The organism is Prosthecobacter gellanilyticus (assembly GCF_007992435.1).
Classification (GTDB): domain Bacteria; phylum Verrucomicrobiota; class Verrucomicrobiia; order Verrucomicrobiales; family Verrucomicrobiaceae; genus Prosthecobacter; species Prosthecobacter gellanilyticus.
This window is the reverse complement of record NZ_BKAG01000060.1, coordinates 1-18068: the sequence shown is the minus strand read 5'-3', so window position 1 is coordinate 18068 and position 18068 is coordinate 1. Positions and strand designations below refer to the sequence as shown.

Sequence of the window (18068 nt, the reverse complement as noted above, 5' to 3'; positions counted from 1 at the left end):
GAGATCACGGTCCTATTCCGGCCTCAGCTGGCCTTCCACCCTTGCGCTGAGTCGAGATGCCTCCATGATGCCCGCTTCGAAACTCCCGTCATGGCAGCGCGCAGCAAAGAGGTCACCATCTCCATTCTCTCCTTTCTCATCCTGGCCCTCCTGGGGCTGGGGCTTGGGTTCTTTTATCGTTTGTCCCCCTCCCTGGACCGCCGGCCGATGCACACCGACGAGGCGATCCTGGGGATGAAGCTGGCGGATTACTGGGAGACAGGCCACTTTACTTATGATCCGAAGGACTACCACGGTCCGGCCCTGCATCAGGTGGCGATCGCCTGGGGCAAGATCGCGGCCTGGGGCGATCCAGCAACCTGGACGGAGTCTGACCTGCGCTTTGTGGCTGTGCTTTGCGGCCTGGGCGTGATGCTCTCCGTCTTCCTGTTTGCAGATGTGCTGGGACGGCTGGGCTCGGCCATGGCCATGCTGATGACGGCGGTTTCGCCGATGATGGTTTACTACAGCCGCTACTTCATCATGGAGATGCAGCTCACGCTGCTGATCGCCCTGACGCTGGGCTGCTTCTGGCGGTTTTCCCAAGGGGGCACAAGGCTCTGGCTGGTGCTGGGTGGCATGGCACTGGGTTTTGCCCATGCGACGAAGGAAACCTTCATCCTCAACGTGGCAGCGGCCCTGGCGGGATGGATTGTGGCGAGGGTGATCGTGGGTGATTTCCAGCCTCGGAAGAGCAACAGTCTGAGCCTGAGTTCGAGCTCAAAGAAACAGCGCGTGGGCGCCCCCTGGGCCTGGGTCCTGGTGCCCGCCATCCTGGTCTCTGTGGCCTCCTATTCAGGAGGCTTTCATGACTGGCACGCCGTGAAGGACAGCGCGCTGACCTATGCCAACTACCTGGTGCGCAGCGAGGGCAGCGGCCATGAGAAGCCCTGGCACTACTACCTGACGCTGCTGTTCTGGCGCAAAGACGGTCTGGTGTGGAGCGAGGCAATGATCTGCGTGCTGGGACTGCTGGGAATGATCTACTCCCTGGTGGGCGAGCACAAGAACACGGCGCGTCAGGCCTTCCTGGTCTTCCTGTCCGTCTACACGCTGGTGCTCTTCGGCATCTATTCCGTGCTCAGCTACAAGACGCCCTGGTGCATCCTTTCCGTGCAGCACAGCCTGACACTGCTGGCCGGTGTGGGCGCCTGGTGGCTGTGGACCATGTTCACGGGCAGCATCGGCCAACTGGTCTACAAGGTGGCGATCGGCGTGGGCATCTACTTCCTCTGCGGGCAGAGCAAGTTCGCGATCGAGGAATACCGCGCTGACCAGCGCAATCCGTATGTCTACTCACACACCACGACGGATCTGCTGAGACTGGTGGGTGAGGTGAAAAAGATCGCCGCTGAGAAGGGCGAGTCCTTCAGCGCGCAGGTGATCAATCGTGATTCCGGATGGCCCCTGCCCTGGTACTGGCGCACGCTGCCGAAGGTGGGTTATCAGATGGACGTGACCTCCAGTGGCACCACGGCTCCCGTGCTGATCGTGGATGCAGATCTGCTGCCGGTGCTGAAAACGCAGTTAGGCGAACAGGCCGCGAGTTATACAGAAAGCGGCCCCTATGGACTGCGCCCTGGCCTTTACCTGAGCCTGCTGGTGCAAAAGGAGAAGGTGGCTGAGCCGCAGCCGGTGGCTCCGGTGATCCAGCCTGGTGCTGATCTGTCACAGGGCCTGGCACCGATGCCAATCCCAGCCCCATCGCCTATCCCGGGTGACATGCCCGCGCCCGGCACCATCTCGACTGCACCCACTTTGACGCCGAACCTGCCAGTGCTTCCAGGTTTGCCAGGAACTAGCGCGCCGATCCCTGCGGCACCCGCCATGCGCCTGCCAGATCAGTCACCGCCGCCCCAGCCTGCCCAGCCCTAGACCTGACTCTGATGAGTGGCACGCCCCAGATGCACAGCTTCGGCGCGGAGGCGATGGCCACGACCTTTGAGTTGATCATCGTCCATGAGGAAGCGGAGTATGCCGCGCAGGCTGCGGAAGCGGTGTTTACAGAGATCGCAAGACTGGAGGACGAACTGAGCCGGTTCCGCCATACGAGTGATATCTGGCGGCTCAGCCAACTGCACACTGGCGAAAGCCTCTGTGTGTCTCTCGCCGTGTGGGACTGCCTGACACTGGCTAAAAGCATGTGGGAAGAGACCGCAGGCGCCTTTGACATCACCATCGGCCCGCTGATGCATCTGTGGCGTGATGCGGAGGGCAACCTGCGTGAACCAGAACCGGAGCGTCTCGCCCGGGCACGGCAGAGCATTGGCTCCCAGCTCTTTGACCTGGGTGAAGATGGGCTGCGCGTGACGGTGAACGCTGACCGCATGGTCTTTGATCTCGGCGCCGTGGGCAAAGGTTACGCGCTGGACCAGGCGGCGAACATTTTGCAGGACTGGAGCATCTCCAGCGCCTTTCTGAACGCGGGTGACAGCACCCTCCTGGCCCTGGGCACGCCTCCTGACGAGAGCGGCTGGCAGGTGACGCTGGCGGATGGCGCGCACGCGCTGACGCTGACGGAGCGGGCACTGAGCGGCAGCGGCTTTCAGGTCAAAGGCGCGCACATCATGAACCCGCGCACGCTGCATCCCATGCCGGTGCAGGAGCGGCGGAGCTATGCGCTAGCACCTTCCGCCGCGCTCTCCGATGCGCTTTCCACGGCTTTCATGATCATGAGCGAGGAAGAGGTGAAGACGCTGTGCGAGCGATATGAAGGACAGGTGGAGGCGCTTTGGGTATAGCAAAACAAAAACGCCTGCGAGGGATGCACGCAGGCGCTGAAGTTTGAGGGCGATTGTCAGATCATTGGTTACCCAACGATCTTATAGAACACGTAGCCGAGGAAACCCGTAGCCGGGATGGTGAGTACCCAGGCCCAAATGATGCGGGTGACGACGTTCAGGCGCAGGGCGCTGAAACGTTTCGCACAGCCCACGCCCATGATGCTAGTGGTGATGGCATGGGTCGTGGAAACAGTCATGCCCATCTGACTGGTCACGGCCAGAACGGTGGCGGCCGTCGTCTCGGCGGCGAAGCCGTGCACGGGCTGCAGCTTCACCATCTTATGCCCCATGGTCTTGATGATCTTCCAACCGCCACCGGCCGTGCCAGCGGCCATGATAAGGGCGCAAATCACCTTGATCCAAGCCGGGACGTCGGGAGACACCGCGCGCACCTTTTTCGCCGCAGCAGGCAGACCGGGCTTTTTGGACTCTTCAGCCACCTTGACCTCGGCCTGCAGGGTCTTGAGCCAGTCGGTAGGCTTGGCGGCCACCATGGGGCCGATGACGGGCACCTTCGGCATCCAGCGGGCATTCTCATGATCCACCGCTTGCTGATGGGAGAGCTTGGCCCTGGCCAAAGCGGCGTCGGCACCCTTGGAATCTCCTGCGGCCACAAACGCAAGATGAGCCAGGGTCTCGAATGACTCTTTAAACTCACCTGGCTGCAAACTCTCAGCTTCCTTCATCAGAGTTGCGGCATTCTCGGCCGGTGTGGCGGAACCCTTTTCCAGGGCGACGATCTGTTCCTCGGCCACCTTGGATTTATCCATCTTCAAAAAGCTGAAGATGCCAGGAACATTGTCCAGGCTGCCAGCGGTCGTGGCCGTCACCAAGGCCAGGGTGATGATGCCCATGGTTTTCTGAGCATCAGCCAAGCCGTGGGCAAAGCCCATGTAACCCGCGCTCACAAGCTGCAATTTGCCGAAAACACGGCTGACCCATGAAGGCCGCGCCGACCTGAGTAGGATGTACAACAGCGTCATGAAGAGCAGGCCGACTGTGAAGCCAATGATCGGACTGGTGATCATGGGAAGGACCACCTTGTGCAGCACGCCCTCCATCTTGACCGCACCAGTCACCTTGTCCGTTTTCGCGACAGACCAGTAGATGGAAGCCCAGTTGTTTTGCGCGGTAGCCAGGGTCGCGCCACAAAGACCACCCACCATGGCGTGCGTGGAACTGCTCGGCAGGCCTAACCACCAAGTTAGCAAATTCCAGACGATGCCACCCAGCAGCGCGCACAGCAGTGTTTTGTCAGTGACAAACTGAGCATCGACCAGTCCGGATGAGACGGTCTTGGCCACGGCATGGCCAATGAGGGCACCCACGAGGTTGGTGATGGCCGCCAGCAGGATGGCCTGGCGCGGGCTAAGTACCTTCGTGGAGACGACGGTGGCGATGGAGTTGGCAGTATCGTGGAATCCATTGATGTACTCAAAGATGAGCGCCACCAGGACCACGGTCAGGACGAGAGTCATGCGCGTGGCAGATCAGGAGTTCTTGAGCACGATTTGGGACACGACCTTGCCGGCATCGCGGCAGCGGTCCACGACCTTTTCCAGCAGGTCGTAGAGATCTTTCAGCACAATGACCGTGATCGGATCACGACCGCTGTTGTAGAGATCACGCAGGCAGTCGAGCACGAGCTTGTCAGCATCGCCCTCGATCTTCTGGAGCTCGTCATTCAGCACCTTCAGACGCTCGAGGTGGAGCTTGGAGCGCAACTCGGAGATCATGGTGACCACGGTGTCAGCGGCAGCGTCCATCAAGGCGGTCTGCCTGGAAAAATCCACACCGGCCACGCGCTCAGGGGAGATCACAATGCGCTCGGCGATCTTTTCCACAGTCTTCGGGATCTTATAAAGGGCGGTAGCGAGGGCGGCGATGTCCTCGCGCTCCAATTCAGTGATGAAAGTGCGGCATAGCGCTTCATCGATCTGCTGGGTGATCTTCTTGTCCTCGCGCCGGGAGGCCGAGAAGGTTTCCAGGGATGGATTGGAGCCCGCGGGAGCGGAGAGCAGGCCATGCAATGCTTGGACACTCTTGCGGGCCTGGGCCGCGCTGGCCTCCAGCAGATCATAAAACACGTCTTTTTTGCCAAACAGACTTTGAAGGGAAATCATGGGAGCAATGGGTTGTCGGGGGGAGGCGGCGGAGTCACGGCAGAGGACGCAAGGTGTCAAGTGACGTTCATGTAACCGCTGGGAGCGGGTCGCTTTTTTGGAAAATGGCCTCAAGTGCAAGAAAAAAAGAGCGCCCCGATTGTGAAAAACTCAAAATTGTCAGTTGCACGGCAGGGTCGCTGTGATACGACTCCGACCCCTCCGCCCTAATGGGTGGAACTTCCCCCGTAACCATCGTTATATGCGAGTCCGTCCGTCTGTGAAACCTCTGTGCGAACTTTGCCGCGTCATCCGTCGCGCTGGTGTTGTCCGCGTCGTCTGCAAAAACCCACGCCACAAACAGCGTCAGGGTTAATCCTTTTTAATTAAGCACCTTCTGTTATGGCACGCCTACTTGGAGTCGAAATCCCGAACGAAAAGAAGATCGAATATTCCCTGCCTTATATCTTTGGCATCGGTCTTCCCCTCAGCCGCAAAATCCTGGCACACACCAGCATTGATCCGAACATCCGCACGGGTGAACTGACGGATGACCAGCTGTCCCAGATCGCCCAGACGGCACAGGCTCTCAAGATCGTCATCGAAGGTGACCTTCGCCGTGAACAGCAGATGCACATGAAGCGTCTCCTCGGCATCAATTGCTACCGCGCCACCCGCCATCGTCGTGGTCTTCCAGTCCGTGGCCAGCGCACCCACACCAACGCCCGCACTCGCAAGGGTCCCCGTAAGACGGTGGGCGCTCAGAAGAACCCAGGTGCCAAGAAGGGCAAGGTCTAATCCACGCGGTAGCAACACGAACAATCCCCACCTAACATGGCAGAAGAAACGACACCCGCAGCAGCTCCTGAAGCTGCCGCTCCCGCCCCGGCCGCTGCTCCTGCGGCAGCCCCGGCCGCCGCACCAGTCCCTGGTGCTGACAAGCAACCTACCTCCGGCGACCGTGCCGTGTCCCAGAGCGTCTGGGCTGAAATCGGCGGCGGCGATGGCACCGAAACCACCAAGGTCATCAAGGCCAAGGGTTCCAAGAACGTCTCCTCTGGTATCGTCCATGTGCAGGCTACCTTTAACAATACCATGGTGACCATCACCGACCGAGTCGGTAACGTCATCGGCTGGTCCACCGCCGGCAAGATGGGCTTCCGTGGCTCCCGTAAGGGCACTGCATACGCCGCTCAGGTCGTGGCGCAGGACGCCTGCCGCCAGGCCATGGGTCACGGTCTCCGTGACGTGGAAGTCCGCCTCCGCGGCCCTGGTTCCGGTCGTGAATCCGCTGTCCGTGCCATCCAGGCCCTGGGCGTGGAAGTCACCGTCGTGAAAGACGCGACCCCGATCCCTCACAACGGCTGCCGTCCGCCGAAAGCCCGTCGCGTTTAATCCCAGCCCTCCCTTTTTACTAGTTTATGGCACGTTACACAGGTCCTCGCGAAAAGATCGCCCGCCGCTTCGGCATCGCCCTTTTCGGTCCTTCCAAAGCTCTCGAACTCCGTAACTTCCCACCAGGGCAGCACGGCGTCCGCAATGCCCGCCGCAAAGTCTCTGAATACGGCGTGGCCCTCATCGAGAAGCAGAAGCTCCGCTTCCAATACGGCGTTCTTGAGAAGCAGTTCCGCCGCTTCTTCGCCGAAGCCCAGCGCCGCAAGGGCGTGACGGGTGAAATCCTCCTCCAGCTGCTCGAGATGCGTCTCGACAACGTGGTCTACCGCATGGGCTTCGCGAACACCCGCTTCGCCTCCCGCCAGCTGGTGAGCCATCGCCACATCACCGTCAACGGTCGCGTGGTGAACATCGCCAGCTTCCAGGTGAAGCCTGGTGACAAGATCGGCGTCAAGGACAGCCCGCGCTCCCAGCAGCTCGTCGGCCGTTTCCTGGAAATGACCCTCGGCAACCCAACTCCAGATTGGATGACGGTGGATCGTGACAGCGTCAGCGCCGTCGTGAACCGCGCTCCGATCCGTGACGAGATCAACCCGATCGCTAACGAGCAGCTCGTGGTTGAACTCTACTCCCGCTAATCTTAGCGAGACAACCTTTTCAAGACACCGGACCCACGAAAGTGCGTCCGGTGTTTTGCGTTTGGGGCGGACGTGGCCGCTATGTCTAGCGAAGGACGGAAAGGACGCCAGGGACAAATAGGACGCCGTCTGCACGGCATTGGTCATTCATTGCCACGCCTTTTGTTACCGCACGACCCGCTGCTGCGTTGTGCATGCCAGATGTCCCCTTCCCTCAAAAACACTCTGATCGGCCTGCTGGTTCTTTCCCTGATCTTCTTCGTCATCGAGCGTGTCTTCGGCAAGGTGCGCGGTCCGCTGATCCGCCGGGGCTGGATGACAGACGTGGGCTACTGGTTCTTCACGCCCTTTGTGACGCGGGTCTTCTCCAAGGGCGTGATCCTCCTTCCTGCCGCATTGCTCGTCTGGTGCGGTGTCGCCAGCGTGGCGGATTTTCAGAGCAAGGCCTACGTGGGTTTTGGCCCCCTTTCCCACCAGCCCATCTGGCTGCAGGCGCTGGAGATCTACTTCATCTCCGACTTCCTCGGCTACTGGAGCCACCGCATCTTCCACGGCGGCAAATGGTGGGCCTTCCACGCGGTGCATCACAGTTCGGAGGACCTCGACTGGCTCAGCAGCATCCGTGTGCATCCGGTGAATGACATGGTCACCAAGTTCGTCCAGGTCACGCCTCTGCTTCTGCTGGGCTTCAATCCCTGGGTCACCCTTTCCACGGCACCCTTCTTCACGCTCTACGCCATCTTCCTGCATGCGAAGCTGAACTGGGACTTCGGCCCGCTGCGCGCGGTGATCGCCACGCCCGTGTTTCATCGCTGGCATCACAGCCGCCAGCGCGAGGCCTGGGACAAGAACTTCGCGGGCCTGTTTCCGTTTTGGGACATCTTGTTCGGCACCTACTACATGCCCAAAGGCCGCATTCCGGAAGACTTCGGCGTGGCCGGAGGTTTCCCGCAGGACATGCCGCGCCAGCTCTGGGAGCCGGTGCGGAACTTGTGGAAGTAAGGCCTAACAAGAGAGGCGGCAAACCTCCTCCCGTGTTGACCTTGATCACGCCTCCCGATGCAGCTTGTAGGGGTACACGCCACCGCTGTTCCACTGGCAGACATAGAGGTCTCCCTGCGTGTCCACACAGACGTCGTGGCAGTTGTTAAAGACAGGCTTGTCCTGCAGCATGACCTTGAGCTGGTCCCCGTCATAAGCAGGCGCCTGGCCGCCGGGATTGGAGACCACCTTGCCAGCCTCATCCAGGATGGTCACAAAGCCACGTCCCTGCCACATGCGGAAGTCATTCGGCTTCGCGCCAAAACACACACCTGAATACAGGTTCTTCCCGTGAATGACCGGGCGGCTCACATACGCGCCAGGAAGATACACACCGCGCACGTGCTCGCCTTCGAGCGTGAACCAGTTGAACTCATTGCGGATGCGCTCTGTGACCACCAGCAGCGGCTTCTCACCACGGGTATCGATCGCCACGCCATGCGCCTGCATGAAGCGCCCTGGATTCACCGGCTGCGTGCTCTTGCCGCCGAATTTCGAGAGGAACTTCCCCGCCTTGTCAAAACGCAGCACATACTGGGAGCCATAGCCATCAGCCACGTAGATATCCCCATTGGGAGCCACGGCCGTCTCGGTGGGCTTGTAGTCCTCCACGGCTTTGTAAGCGCCATTCTTTGAGGGATGCTCGAGCTCCAGCACGATCTCGCCGCTGAGTGTCGTCTTCGCCACGCGACCCGAGCCTGGATCCGTGATGTAGAGGAACTCCCTCCCGTCCGCCTCGCGGTGCAGCGTCAGCCCGTGTGCGCTGCCAAACTTCAGCGTCCATGACTCAAGCAACGCGCCCTTCACATCGTAGATGAGCACGTTGTTCTGGCCGTGGTTCGTCAGCATGAAGAGACGGCCGTCCGCTGCCTGCGCCATCTCATGGCAGTCCTTCACGGGCGTCCTGGCTGCATCCGCCTTGCTCCACAGCTTGTCCACGCGGAAGCGGAACTCGCCATGCCCCACGATCTCTCCATGAAACTCCGGCGCGGTCTTGCTTTCTGCCCGAACAAAAGGTGCGACTAAAGTAGACGCCGCGCCCACGGCGAAACGGCGACGATTCATAAGAGTGGAGGAAGTGCCAGACATGCGAGGGGAACGGCAGCAGATACCCGGGACTTGCCAGAGAAGAGACTCACCCCAATAGGCAGCAGAAAAGCACAAAGGCTGCCGGATTCGACAGCCCTCAGTCACCACCTCAAAGTCGGTCCTTGATCCGGATCACCAGTGGCCGGTGATCACTGGCCGTGATGAAGTCACGCTCATGATGGACGCGGCAGTTCCGCAGGTCGATGTAGGGCCTCATCGCGCGACTGGTGAAGACGTAGTCCAGCCTGGCGTAGCTGTCTGCCGCATCCCAGAAATGGGTCCAGACCTGATCGTTCACGTCACGCAGCAGAAGGTCCATCATGTAGGCGTCTGAAGCCCGGCTGCCGATGATGGCACTGATGGAAGGCTCGTTGCGGTGCTCATTGAAGTCACCGTAGCAGAGGATCCGCGTCTGCGTGTTCTGGGCCAGGATCTTGTCAATGTGGTTCCGCAGCAGATGCGCCTCGTTGCGGCGCATCAGGGCCTGGTCCGCTTCATCCACCTCGCGCATCGACTTCAGATGCACGCCGAGGAAGCGTACCTGCAGATCGGCATGCAGTTCCACCGTCGCATCCAGAATGCCGCGCTGCATGGGAAAGGTCTGCTCCCCCAGCTTGTAGGTCAGGTCCGTCTGCGAGTTCCGCGCCTTGATGGGAAACCGCGACAGCAGCGCCAGGCTGCGGGTGGGATCTCCACCGTGACCACGCTCCACATGCGGGAGGTCGATTCCGGCCTTCTTGAGCCGCTTCTGCAGGTCCTGCACATCCTCGTCCGTGCCCATCTCGCACACACCCAGCACATCCGGGTGGATCTTCATCAGGATCTCCACGACACGCCGCTTTTCCTCCTCAGGCTTCCCGGCCGCAGGAGCCGTCTTGCCTTCCTCAAACCGCTCCATCTTCAGCCAGTTCCGCACATTGTAGCTGCAGAAGGTGTACTGCTCAGGCTCAGCCGCCCGGGCGAGACAGGTGAGCAGCAAAAGGGCGGGCACCAAGGCCCGCCCTAAAAATCCCGTGATGTTCATCCTGGGAACCACATGAAATCAGTTTGATCAGACGTCCTGGGAGGAATTCACAGGCTGGCGCTTTTCCACGCTCTGGGGGATGGTCGGACGCTCGACTTCATCCTGGGCAGAGTGCAGTTCGCGCTCAAACTCATCCTTGGCCTTGCGGAACTCACCCATGCTCTTGCCCAGACTGCGAGCAAAGGTGGGCAGCTTTTTTGCACCAAAAAGGATCAGAACGAGAACGGCGATGATGATCAACTCGGGGGTGCCGAGAGGGCCGATGCCGGCGATGACTTGGGGGATGTTCATGATAGAGTTAGACTTGCATGGTTTATGCCTGGCTGCAATTCGGACTTTCAGTCGTTCCCAGTGGGGCTCATCGTCCGTTGCTCAGGCTAGTCAGAAGCGGGTTTTCCGATTGGGAAAATAGACGCTTCTGTCTCTTAAACGTTCATGCTGGAGGCTTTTTATATTCTTTTTTACTCAAAGAAACACAATTGCCGCCACTACCACGCTGATGATGGCACAGACCAGCACGGCTCCCGCCGCCGCATCCTTGGCCCGACGGATGTGAGGGTCCTCCTGGGTCGTCACGCGGTCACACAGCACCTCCAGGGCGCTGTTCAGCAGTTCCGCCCCCCAGACCAGTGCCACGCAAAACAGCACCGCACACCATTCCCAGGCGGCGATGCCCTGCACAAAACCCAGTCCCACCGCCACCAGCGTGGCCACCGCATGAATGCGCAGATTCCGCTGGGATGACAAAGCCCAGGCGATGCCCGCAAAGGCATAACGAAAACTACGGAAAAGGCCCTTCAACCACATGAGCCATTCCATCAGTTGGTCCCTGCCGTGTTCGGTGTCGGCGGCGGCGTGGCAGAGGGATCACTCGTCGCAGGAGTGGCTGAGGAGGCATTCACCGAAGTGCGCAGCTGCTGCACCCAGGATGGAGCATCCGCATGAGCGGGGAATTCCTTGATCACCTTCAGCATGTCCGCCATGCCGGCAATGGCCGAGGGGCCGTCATCATAGAGGAAGGTGGCGCGCTCCCAGCGCAGTGCCGGCACCTCGTTCTTGACCCAGAGCAGATACTCCGGCTCGGCCATCTGTTCCTTGCGGAAGGCGGCCTCGTTGTTGATGCGGCTGTCCCACAGCGTCGCCATGGACTCAGGGGATTCCGTCTTCGCCACAAACAGCAGCGTCTGGTTGTACATCCCGCCGAAGTCAGTCGGATTGCGGTTCCAATGCGGACGGGTCAGGTAGCGGTCCAGCTCAAAGGCCTGGATCACCGGGCTGTTGCCACCGCACACACGGTTCAGCGTGTTCATCGCACGGCCTTTCAGTTTCGGCGCCGAGGCCACCAGATCCGTGATGTAGGCCTGCAGCTTGGGCACCATTTTCTTGAAATCTTCATCCTTGGCCTCGTGCGCCTCCAAGGTCAGGATCAGATACCTCAGTCCAAAGCGCAGCGCCAGGGCCGTGTCCCCTTCCTCATCATCAGCGCTGGCCCCAGCCTTGCTCTTGCGCTCCATGTTTCGCTCCACCATCTCAGCACGCTGACGCGCCTCGGCCTTGCTGGCCTCCTTGCGCTCGCTGTTCACCAGCACGTCGCAATCCGTGAAAAACTTGATGGCAGACTGATCACTCGCAACCGCATCATTGAGCTTGGCCAGGATGGAGCTCAGCGTGGTCCCGCGCTGATTCAGGATGGCTTTCTCCAGATCTTTAAGCTGGCTCAGCACATTGTTGACCTGGGCTTCCGTCAGCTTGGGTTTCTCAGCAGCAGGAGTCGTTTCAGCTGCTGGAGCCGTGGCAGGTGTCGGAGTCTGGGCCTGGGCCTGAAACAGGGCGGCGCCGGAGAGCAAGGTGAGCAGGAGGGTGGGTTTCATGAAGGTTGGGAACGGGAAGGTGTTCTTTAAACGCACGAACGAGAACTAAATAAGGCCCAAAAAATCAAGGCCGGTGGGAAATGGAAAAGGCGGGCTTCTTCAATCGGGCACAAACTGCCGCCTCTCCAACCCCAGCTTTCCGCGTCGGTCGCGCCGGAGTCGTATTTGCTCACGCACCACCCCGTCCATCCCGGGTGTGCCATACTCCACGGTCACCGTCACGAGCTGCGGCAGGGAGTCCAGGCCTACCACCCGGAACACGGGCTTCCTCTGGCTGCGGAAAAAGGCATGCAGGGGGATGTGCGGATGAGCGGCATTCCAGAGCCAGCGCGCCGGGGAAAAGTCCTCCACTTCGGACAGGGCCTGCAGCACCTCCCGGACATGCGCTTCTTGATGATGCTTCATCAGCTTGGAGGCAGCCCGGCGGCTCAGCATCTGCTCCATCAGCGCCGCCACCGGATTCAGCCGGTCCTCCTCCATTTCCTCAATGATCTCCACCGCGCACTCGTTCATCTTGGCCCGGAACTCTTCTCGCGTGATCCGGCCGGAGTCGAGCAGGTGGAAGAGCTGGCGTGGGCTGAGTGGAGCGGCGGACATGTGGCAGCAAAAAGGGGGGGACGGATAAGCGAAGGTAGCAAAACGCCGCCGGGAGATTATCCCGGCGGCGCCAGTTGAGTTAGTTCACCTGGGCAGGATTACTTGCCAGGGGCACCTGGGAGGGTTGGCAGACCGCCAGGAGCTGCAGGCAGGCCGCCAGGAGCAGGAGGCAGACCACCAGGAGCAGCACCAGGGAGACCTGGCAGGGCGCCAGGAGCGCCGGGCAGGCCTGGAAGACCACCAGCGCCAGGAGCACCAGGGAGACCGCCGCTAGGGTCACCCATCATGCCACCAGACACCTGGCCGGTGCTCAGGATCTGCAGCACCTGCTGAGGCATGTTCTGGCTGGCCATCGTGAAGATGTCATAGCCACCAGCCATCGCTTTTGGACCCACAGCAGGGCCTTTTTTCGTGGCCAGCTGCTCGACCTGCACCGAGTTGTCGTTGCGGCCGATGATGATCTTGCCACCGCGCCAGGCGCGGCCTTCCTTCGGCTGACCTGCGGCGTCGCAGTTCCACTGGGGCGGCCAGCTTGGAGCCAGCGGGTTTTCGTACACCAGCGGCATGATGCCGTTGCTGGACGTCGTCTGACCTTGGGTCAGAGCCCAGTGGTTCTCACCTGCCTGCAGAGACTGGTCAAAGGAAGGTGCCGTGCCGATGTTGCCATCGGGCTGGAACTTCGAGGCCTTCGCGCCGAAAATGCGCTCGTCCTGAATGATGTCTTCCTGGATCAGCACGCGGAAGGCATCATTGGAGGTGATGGCCATACCGCCTGTCTGCGGGTTGTTGTAGGTGTCCGGGTAGATCGAGTTGTTGTCATTGGCGAAGATTTTCATCGCCATGATGATCTGCCGGCAGTTGTTCGACGTGGACGTTTGGTTCGCCATGTCCTGGATCACGTTGAAAGTGGGGACCGCCAAGCTCGCGAGAATCGCGATAATGGTGATCACCACCAGGAGTTCAATGAGGGTGAAACCTCGTTGGAGTGCTCTCTTCATAGTAGTGCGTTTTTCTTTTGTATTATGTTATGTGAATAGACGCCGGAATGAATATCCCGGCACCCATCATCATTATGACAAACGAGCGCCGAAAATGGCGAGAAAAATCTTTTCTTACTCCCCCTCGATTTGGCCCCGGTGATGCCCCCGGCTGGGGCGCCTCCACATCCCTCATACCTGCCCCGCCCCCGCCAGCAGGGTGTGACGTGGCAGATCAATCGTAAAAATGCAGCCGGAGGGCATCTTGTTTCGGACCCTCAATATGCCGTCATTGGCCTCCACACTACGACGTGAAATGGAGAGCCCCAGGCCCAGGCCGCTCTTATCATCCCCGCATTGGGTGAAGGGCTGAAACATCTTCTCCACATCCCCGGGAGGCAGGCCGTCTCCGTGGTCCTCCACATCAATGAGAATGCGGTCACCCTGTGCATAAGCATTCAAGAAAACCTTGGTCCCATGGTGGGTAAACTTGAAGGCATTCTGCAGGAGATTACCAACGGCGGAAAGTAACAAGTCCCGATCCCCATCGATGGCGAGGCGCCCATCCACTTCTGAGACGACCAGCGCACATTCCCGCACCCGCGCCTCCAGAGTCGCCGAAAGTTTGAGTTCGCCGATGAAATCCGCGAGCGAGAACAGCTCATGACGCAGCGGCATGCCAGCGGTCATTCGCACATCGGTCAGCGAACGGTCGATCAGCGTCCTCATGCATACCAGAGAACGATCCAGGACACTGCCCGTGGCCCCCGTGAGTCCCAGGTTGCCATCCTTCATGGCGAAGAGCGCCAGTGTGGCGGTGTTCAGGAAATTTCGCAGCTCATGGGCGAAGAAACCAATCTGCACATTCAGCGCCTGCACCTGCTTGTCAGCCAGGACAAAATCCCGCTGATAGTTGTATTCCGTGACCGCCATGGCGATCGCGTTGTCCAGGCAGCGGTTCAGCGTCCGGAACTCGTCCACATTCACCGGTTCGTTGATTTCGAAGGCTAGGTCCGTGATGGACTGGCAAAGGTCCCCGTAATCATGCACCACCTGCTCGACGGTGAAGCCCCGGCGCATGAGCTCACCACCATGCCGCGCCGCCATGTCACCCAGTTCAGAGTGCGCTGGTTTGCCGCCCCCTTCGGGACCCGAAACCTTCCGGCTTTCCATCGGGTTTGCCGTCTGCTCCATCGTGAGGGTTTTGATCAGCTGGTCCAGGAAAAACGGCACGCCATGATCCAGCTCATCTGCCGTGGCTTCTGGAGACGCACGTTTCGCCACCTTGGTCTGGCATCTCTGAATAAGCTCCACCCGATGAAGGGAAAGAAATTCATGGAGCATGGCCCAGAGTAAAGGCGATCCCAGGCTTTACGTTATGTATCTCAATTATTTGTTATACCAATGCCATGATTATCAGGACGACTCCATTGTGGCTGCCGCCTGCACTCGCCGCTCAGGGGGAAACACCACCCCACTTCCGCGCCCACAGGCTCAGCTTCTTCATCTGCGCCGCAGACAGCACCGGTCCAGGGATCACCACCAGGGCACCCAGGGCGAATTTACCTCGGTCGACCGCCCCATACCCTGCCCCCACCGCATTCCAGCCGGTCCACTCCGTGTCCTTCGTCACCGTACCTTGGGGGGTAGTCACACTCATCGCATGCATCCCCTCCGGCCTCGCTGGTGAGACACAGGTGATCATTGCCGCATTCACCACCACATCCGTACACGGCGCATCGCTGACCGTCACCCCCGTCCCCCCTTCACAAAACCTGACCCACGCACCGTCAGGGGCACCCCGCCATGCACATCCCCAGCCCCGGCGTGACGGACGTCAGCACCGCCGCCTGCACCCACGCAGCCGCGCTCAAGCCAAGGAAGATGGAAACACGAAGCAGCATCACACAAAGATCATCACGCAGCAGACACCCTGGCTCGCCCCAGAGTTGAAATCAAACCATCCTCCTTACTTGGATCAGGTCGGATTCACTCGGATCCCCCTCGTGTAGCGGCAGGCGTCAGCATGCCGTCTTCGAACGTCTCAATGTCCATCAGTCCCCCAGCAGCCCACAAGGTCGGATCCAGTCGGATTGACTCGAAGCCACTCGTCGTAGCGGCTGGCGTCAACGTTCGGCTCCCTGAACTCTGCCAAACTCCTCTAGCCTGGATCTACCTTGATTAGGCTGGATCGCTCCCAAAGTGGCCAACTTTCTCCGAAAGTTGAGCCCAAGCCTCCGCCAACACCTTCCACCCCTCTCGCCACAGGTCGGATCCGGTCGGATTGACTCGGATCGCCCCTCTCCTCTGAAACCACCGTCAACAACGGTAACGGGTTCCATCCCCCTCCCATGTGTTCCGTAGGCCAGTACTCCCCACCTCGCAGTCCATAGCCTTGGCGAAGGTCCGTCCCCAACTCCAAATCTCCTGTAAAAAAACGCATTCATAGCCCCGCACTCTCCACGACCATCCCACACACGACAACGGACCCAAGCGGCCCCTTTGGACACCGCAAAGCCCTATAAACACAAACGACCAAGCCCATCACGGCTTGGTCATTCGTGTCCATTCGTGGTTCACATCCTCCACTCCGATCTTAGCAACCGAGAACAGCGAACAGCAAACCGAGAACCACCTCCGGCCTCACTTCCCGAGCAGCTTCTTCACCTTCTCCGGCAGCCCCTGACCCGGCTTCGGATCCAGATTCGCTGTCATGTCAGCATCCGTCACCGTGGAGGCCACGCCTTCCGCAGGCACGTCCACCTTCGCCGTCCACAGGATCGCATTCAGCACCAGCTTGCGCTGCTCATTGTTCGCCCAGCCCTTGTGGAAATGCCCGCCGGTGAAGCCGAAACCGCGCCCACCACCCGCATTCTCAGAAGCCCAGGCCACATGCTGCTTCTCCTTGTTCTTCACCGACTCACGCACCGCCGGATTGCCGCTGTGATGACCGTCTGCGCGGCTCATCGTTGACTCCGGTGCCACATCGCTCAGGATCGGTGTCACACCTTCCATGCCTTTGCGGAAGCGCATGTAGAAGTACCACTCGTCATTCGTCGCAAAAGGCTTCACGCCATTGCTGATCGGGTGCTTCGGGAGCTCCTTGAAATTCGCATCCCAGTGCGGGTTCACGCTCCAGTTGATCTCAAACGCGCCGCCCATCCAGTCGATGAACTCCTTGTTCCCCTTCTCGATCGTCGGCTCCACCGCGTAGTGCAGTGTCAGGAAGCCGCAGCCGCGCTTCATTTCCTTATCGAGTTGCGCCAGACGATCTCCCTGCAGCGCCGGATGCCCGCCACCACCATCGGAATAAATCACCACTGTGTCCGCCTTGGAAAGCTCCTCCTGGGAAGGCCACTCACCATTCAGATGATACTTGATCTCCACCTGATCCGCCGCGCCCTGCTCCAGGCACTTCTTCAGCAGTTGAATCCCCGCATTATGCTCATGCTGCCCAGGCCCGTGCGAGGGCTTGCCAGCGATCATGACAATGGATTTCTTGTCCGCCGAAAAGGCAGAACCGGCCAGGGAAACAACAACGAGGAGGGAAAGCAGACGCTTCATGAGGTTGGAGGAATTAAGGATGAGCAAACGCGGCCACACCCTCCACCATTTCACCAAGCCACTGCAAGTCTCATGACAATCGAACGAACAAAGCCCCCCTCGAATCTTCACCCTTCAAAGTGCCAAAGGCACGTCCCATCAAAGCCTGGGGTTTCAACCCCAGGTATCGATGCCACATCCCACCGGAAAGCGCTGAAAGCGCGTCTCATGCACGCAACCGGTCGATGCCCCCGACTCCATCGCACCACCCCCAATCTTCTTTTGCCTCCCGCCCAACTTCGAGGCATAAACTACGCCCACATCCCCATGCCCACCCTCGACCACGAAAACCAACTGCGCCTCGCCGGCTACCGTTGCATCGTGGGCATTGATGAGGCCGGGCGCGGCCCCCTCGCCGGTCCCGTCTCCGTCGCCGCCGTGATCCTGCCTGAAGGCTTCCATCACACCGAGCTGAACGACTCCAAGCAGCTCAACGAAAAACAGCGCGAACGCATCTACGACGAGCTCATGGCAAACACCGCCATCCGCTGGCACGCCGAGATGATCGAGATCGACGAGATCGACCGCCTGAACATCCTCCAGGCCACCTGGACCGGCATGCGCCGCTGCGCCCTCGCCCTCGATCCCCGGCCCGATGCCGCATTGATCGATGGCAAACCCGTCCGCAACTTCCCCATCCACCACGTCGCCTTGGTGAAGGGAGACAGCCTCAGTCACAGCATCGCCGCCGCCAGCATCATCGCCAAAGTGCGCCGTGATCGGCTCATGATCGCCATGGCCGAAACCTATCCCGGTTACGGCTTTGAGATCCACAAAGGCTACCCCACCCCTGGCCACCAAAAAGCCCTGAAGAAACTCGGCCCCTGCCCCCAGCACCGCCGCAGCTTCGCCCCCGTTGCCCAGCTCATGTTCGATCTCTGAGCACAGCCTCGATGTCGCGAAGCGTCG

At 60.1% G+C, this 18068-nt stretch carries 20 protein-coding genes; 8 read left to right on the top strand and 12 right to left on the bottom strand.

Going from position 1 to position 18068, the window contains the following annotated elements:
• Window positions 1–90: 90 nt before the first annotated feature.
• The gene (locus tag BGE01nite_RS25525) at window positions 91–1914 is read left to right on the top strand and encodes a flippase activity-associated protein Agl23 (protein ID WP_146855139.1); all 1824 of its coding nucleotides are present in this window, start codon (window positions 91–93) and stop codon (window positions 1912–1914) included.
• Window positions 1915–1925: 11 nt separating this feature from the next.
• Window positions 1926–2780, top strand: coding sequence for an FAD:protein FMN transferase (locus BGE01nite_RS25520; RefSeq protein ID WP_146855136.1), 855 nt, complete (start codon window positions 1926–1928; stop codon window positions 2778–2780).
• A gap of 68 nt (window positions 2781–2848) precedes the next feature.
• On the opposite strand, the gene BGE01nite_RS25515 is transcribed toward BGE01nite_RS25520, so the two are convergent.
• The gene (locus BGE01nite_RS25515; protein ID WP_146855133.1) at window positions 2849–4300 is read right to left on the bottom strand and encodes an inorganic phosphate transporter; all 1452 of its coding nucleotides are present in this window, start codon (window positions 4298–4300) and stop codon (window positions 2849–2851) included.
• Between the two features lie 12 nt (window positions 4301–4312).
• Entirely contained in the window at window positions 4313–4945 is a 633-nt protein-coding gene (locus tag BGE01nite_RS25510; RefSeq protein WP_146855130.1) for a DUF47 domain-containing protein, read from the bottom strand.
• Between the two features lie 241 nt (window positions 4946–5186).
• On the opposite strand from BGE01nite_RS25510, the gene rpmJ reads away from it, so the two are divergent.
• The 5 genes from rpmJ (at window position 5187) to BGE01nite_RS25485 (ending at window position 7959) form a co-directional block, all read left to right on the top strand.
• Complete coding sequence (rpmJ, locus tag BGE01nite_RS25505) at window positions 5187–5300, top strand: 50S ribosomal protein L36 (RefSeq protein ID WP_146855128.1); 114 nt, start codon at window positions 5187–5189, stop codon at window positions 5298–5300.
• Window positions 5301–5326: 26 nt separating this feature from the next.
• Complete coding sequence (gene rpsM, locus BGE01nite_RS25500; protein WP_146855125.1) at window positions 5327–5722, top strand: 30S ribosomal protein S13; 396 nt, start codon at window positions 5327–5329, stop codon at window positions 5720–5722.
• 36 nt (window positions 5723–5758) lie between these two features.
• Window positions 5759–6319, top strand: a complete 561-nt coding sequence (rpsK, locus tag BGE01nite_RS25495) for a 30S ribosomal protein S11 (RefSeq protein WP_146855122.1) — start codon at window positions 5759–5761, stop codon at window positions 6317–6319.
• 26 nt (window positions 6320–6345) lie between these two features.
• A complete protein-coding gene (gene rpsD, locus BGE01nite_RS25490; RefSeq protein ID WP_146855120.1) occupies window positions 6346–6957 on the top strand; it encodes a 30S ribosomal protein S4 in 612 nt (203 codons plus the stop codon).
• A 201-nt stretch (window positions 6958–7158) separates the two neighbouring features.
• Window positions 7159–7959 carry a sterol desaturase family protein gene (locus BGE01nite_RS25485; RefSeq protein ID WP_170267064.1) on the top strand — a complete coding sequence of 267 codons (801 nt, stop codon included), beginning with the start codon at window positions 7159–7161 and terminating at the stop codon, window positions 7957–7959.
• 45 nt (window positions 7960–8004) lie between these two features.
• Here BGE01nite_RS25485 and BGE01nite_RS25480 read toward each other — a convergent pair whose 3' ends face one another.
• From BGE01nite_RS25480 to BGE01nite_RS25435, 10 genes are all read right to left on the bottom strand, one after another.
• Window positions 8005–9063: an NHL repeat-containing protein gene (locus BGE01nite_RS25480; protein ID WP_218033100.1), complete on the bottom strand. Its 1059-nt coding sequence runs from the start codon at window positions 9061–9063 to the stop codon at window positions 8005–8007.
• 133 nt (window positions 9064–9196) lie between these two features.
• A complete protein-coding gene (locus BGE01nite_RS25475) occupies window positions 9197–10078 on the bottom strand; it encodes an endonuclease/exonuclease/phosphatase family protein (protein ID WP_170267063.1) in 882 nt (293 codons plus the stop codon).
• A gap of 60 nt (window positions 10079–10138) precedes the next feature.
• Entirely contained in the window at window positions 10139–10402 is a 264-nt protein-coding gene (locus BGE01nite_RS25470; RefSeq protein ID WP_146855109.1) for a Sec-independent protein translocase subunit TatA/TatB, read from the bottom strand.
• A 174-nt stretch (window positions 10403–10576) separates the two neighbouring features.
• Window positions 10577–10918, bottom strand: coding sequence for a diacylglycerol kinase family protein (locus BGE01nite_RS25465; RefSeq protein ID WP_170267062.1), 342 nt, complete (start codon window positions 10916–10918; stop codon window positions 10577–10579).
• An 11-nt stretch (window positions 10919–10929) separates the two neighbouring features.
• Window positions 10930–11982 (bottom strand): hypothetical protein, encoded by a 1053-nt coding sequence (locus tag BGE01nite_RS25460; protein ID WP_146855105.1) that lies wholly within the window; start codon window positions 11980–11982, stop codon window positions 10930–10932.
• Window positions 11983–12081: 99 nt separating this feature from the next.
• Window positions 12082–12579 carry a hypothetical protein gene (locus BGE01nite_RS25455; protein ID WP_146855102.1) on the bottom strand — a complete coding sequence of 166 codons (498 nt, stop codon included), beginning with the start codon at window positions 12577–12579 and terminating at the stop codon, window positions 12082–12084.
• Window positions 12580–12677: 98 nt separating this feature from the next.
• Complete coding sequence (locus BGE01nite_RS25450; protein ID WP_146855099.1) at window positions 12678–13577, bottom strand: type II secretion system protein; 900 nt, start codon at window positions 13575–13577, stop codon at window positions 12678–12680.
• Window positions 13578–13748: 171 nt separating this feature from the next.
• Complete coding sequence (locus BGE01nite_RS25445; RefSeq protein ID WP_146855096.1) at window positions 13749–14900, bottom strand: sensor histidine kinase; 1152 nt, start codon at window positions 14898–14900, stop codon at window positions 13749–13751.
• A 112-nt stretch (window positions 14901–15012) separates the two neighbouring features.
• Window positions 15013–15309: a hypothetical protein gene (locus tag BGE01nite_RS25440; RefSeq protein WP_343203746.1), complete on the bottom strand. Its 297-nt coding sequence runs from the start codon at window positions 15307–15309 to the stop codon at window positions 15013–15015.
• A gap of 890 nt (window positions 15310–16199) precedes the next feature.
• Window positions 16200–17120, bottom strand: a complete 921-nt coding sequence (locus tag BGE01nite_RS25435; RefSeq protein WP_146855091.1) for a ThuA domain-containing protein — start codon at window positions 17118–17120, stop codon at window positions 16200–16202.
• A gap of 306 nt (window positions 17121–17426) precedes the next feature.
• Here BGE01nite_RS25435 and BGE01nite_RS25430 point away from each other — a divergent pair, with 306 nt between their 5' ends.
• Entirely contained in the window at window positions 17427–18041 is a 615-nt protein-coding gene (locus BGE01nite_RS25430; protein ID WP_146855089.1) for a ribonuclease HII, read from the top strand.
• The last annotated feature ends 27 nt before the right edge of the window (window positions 18042–18068 follow it).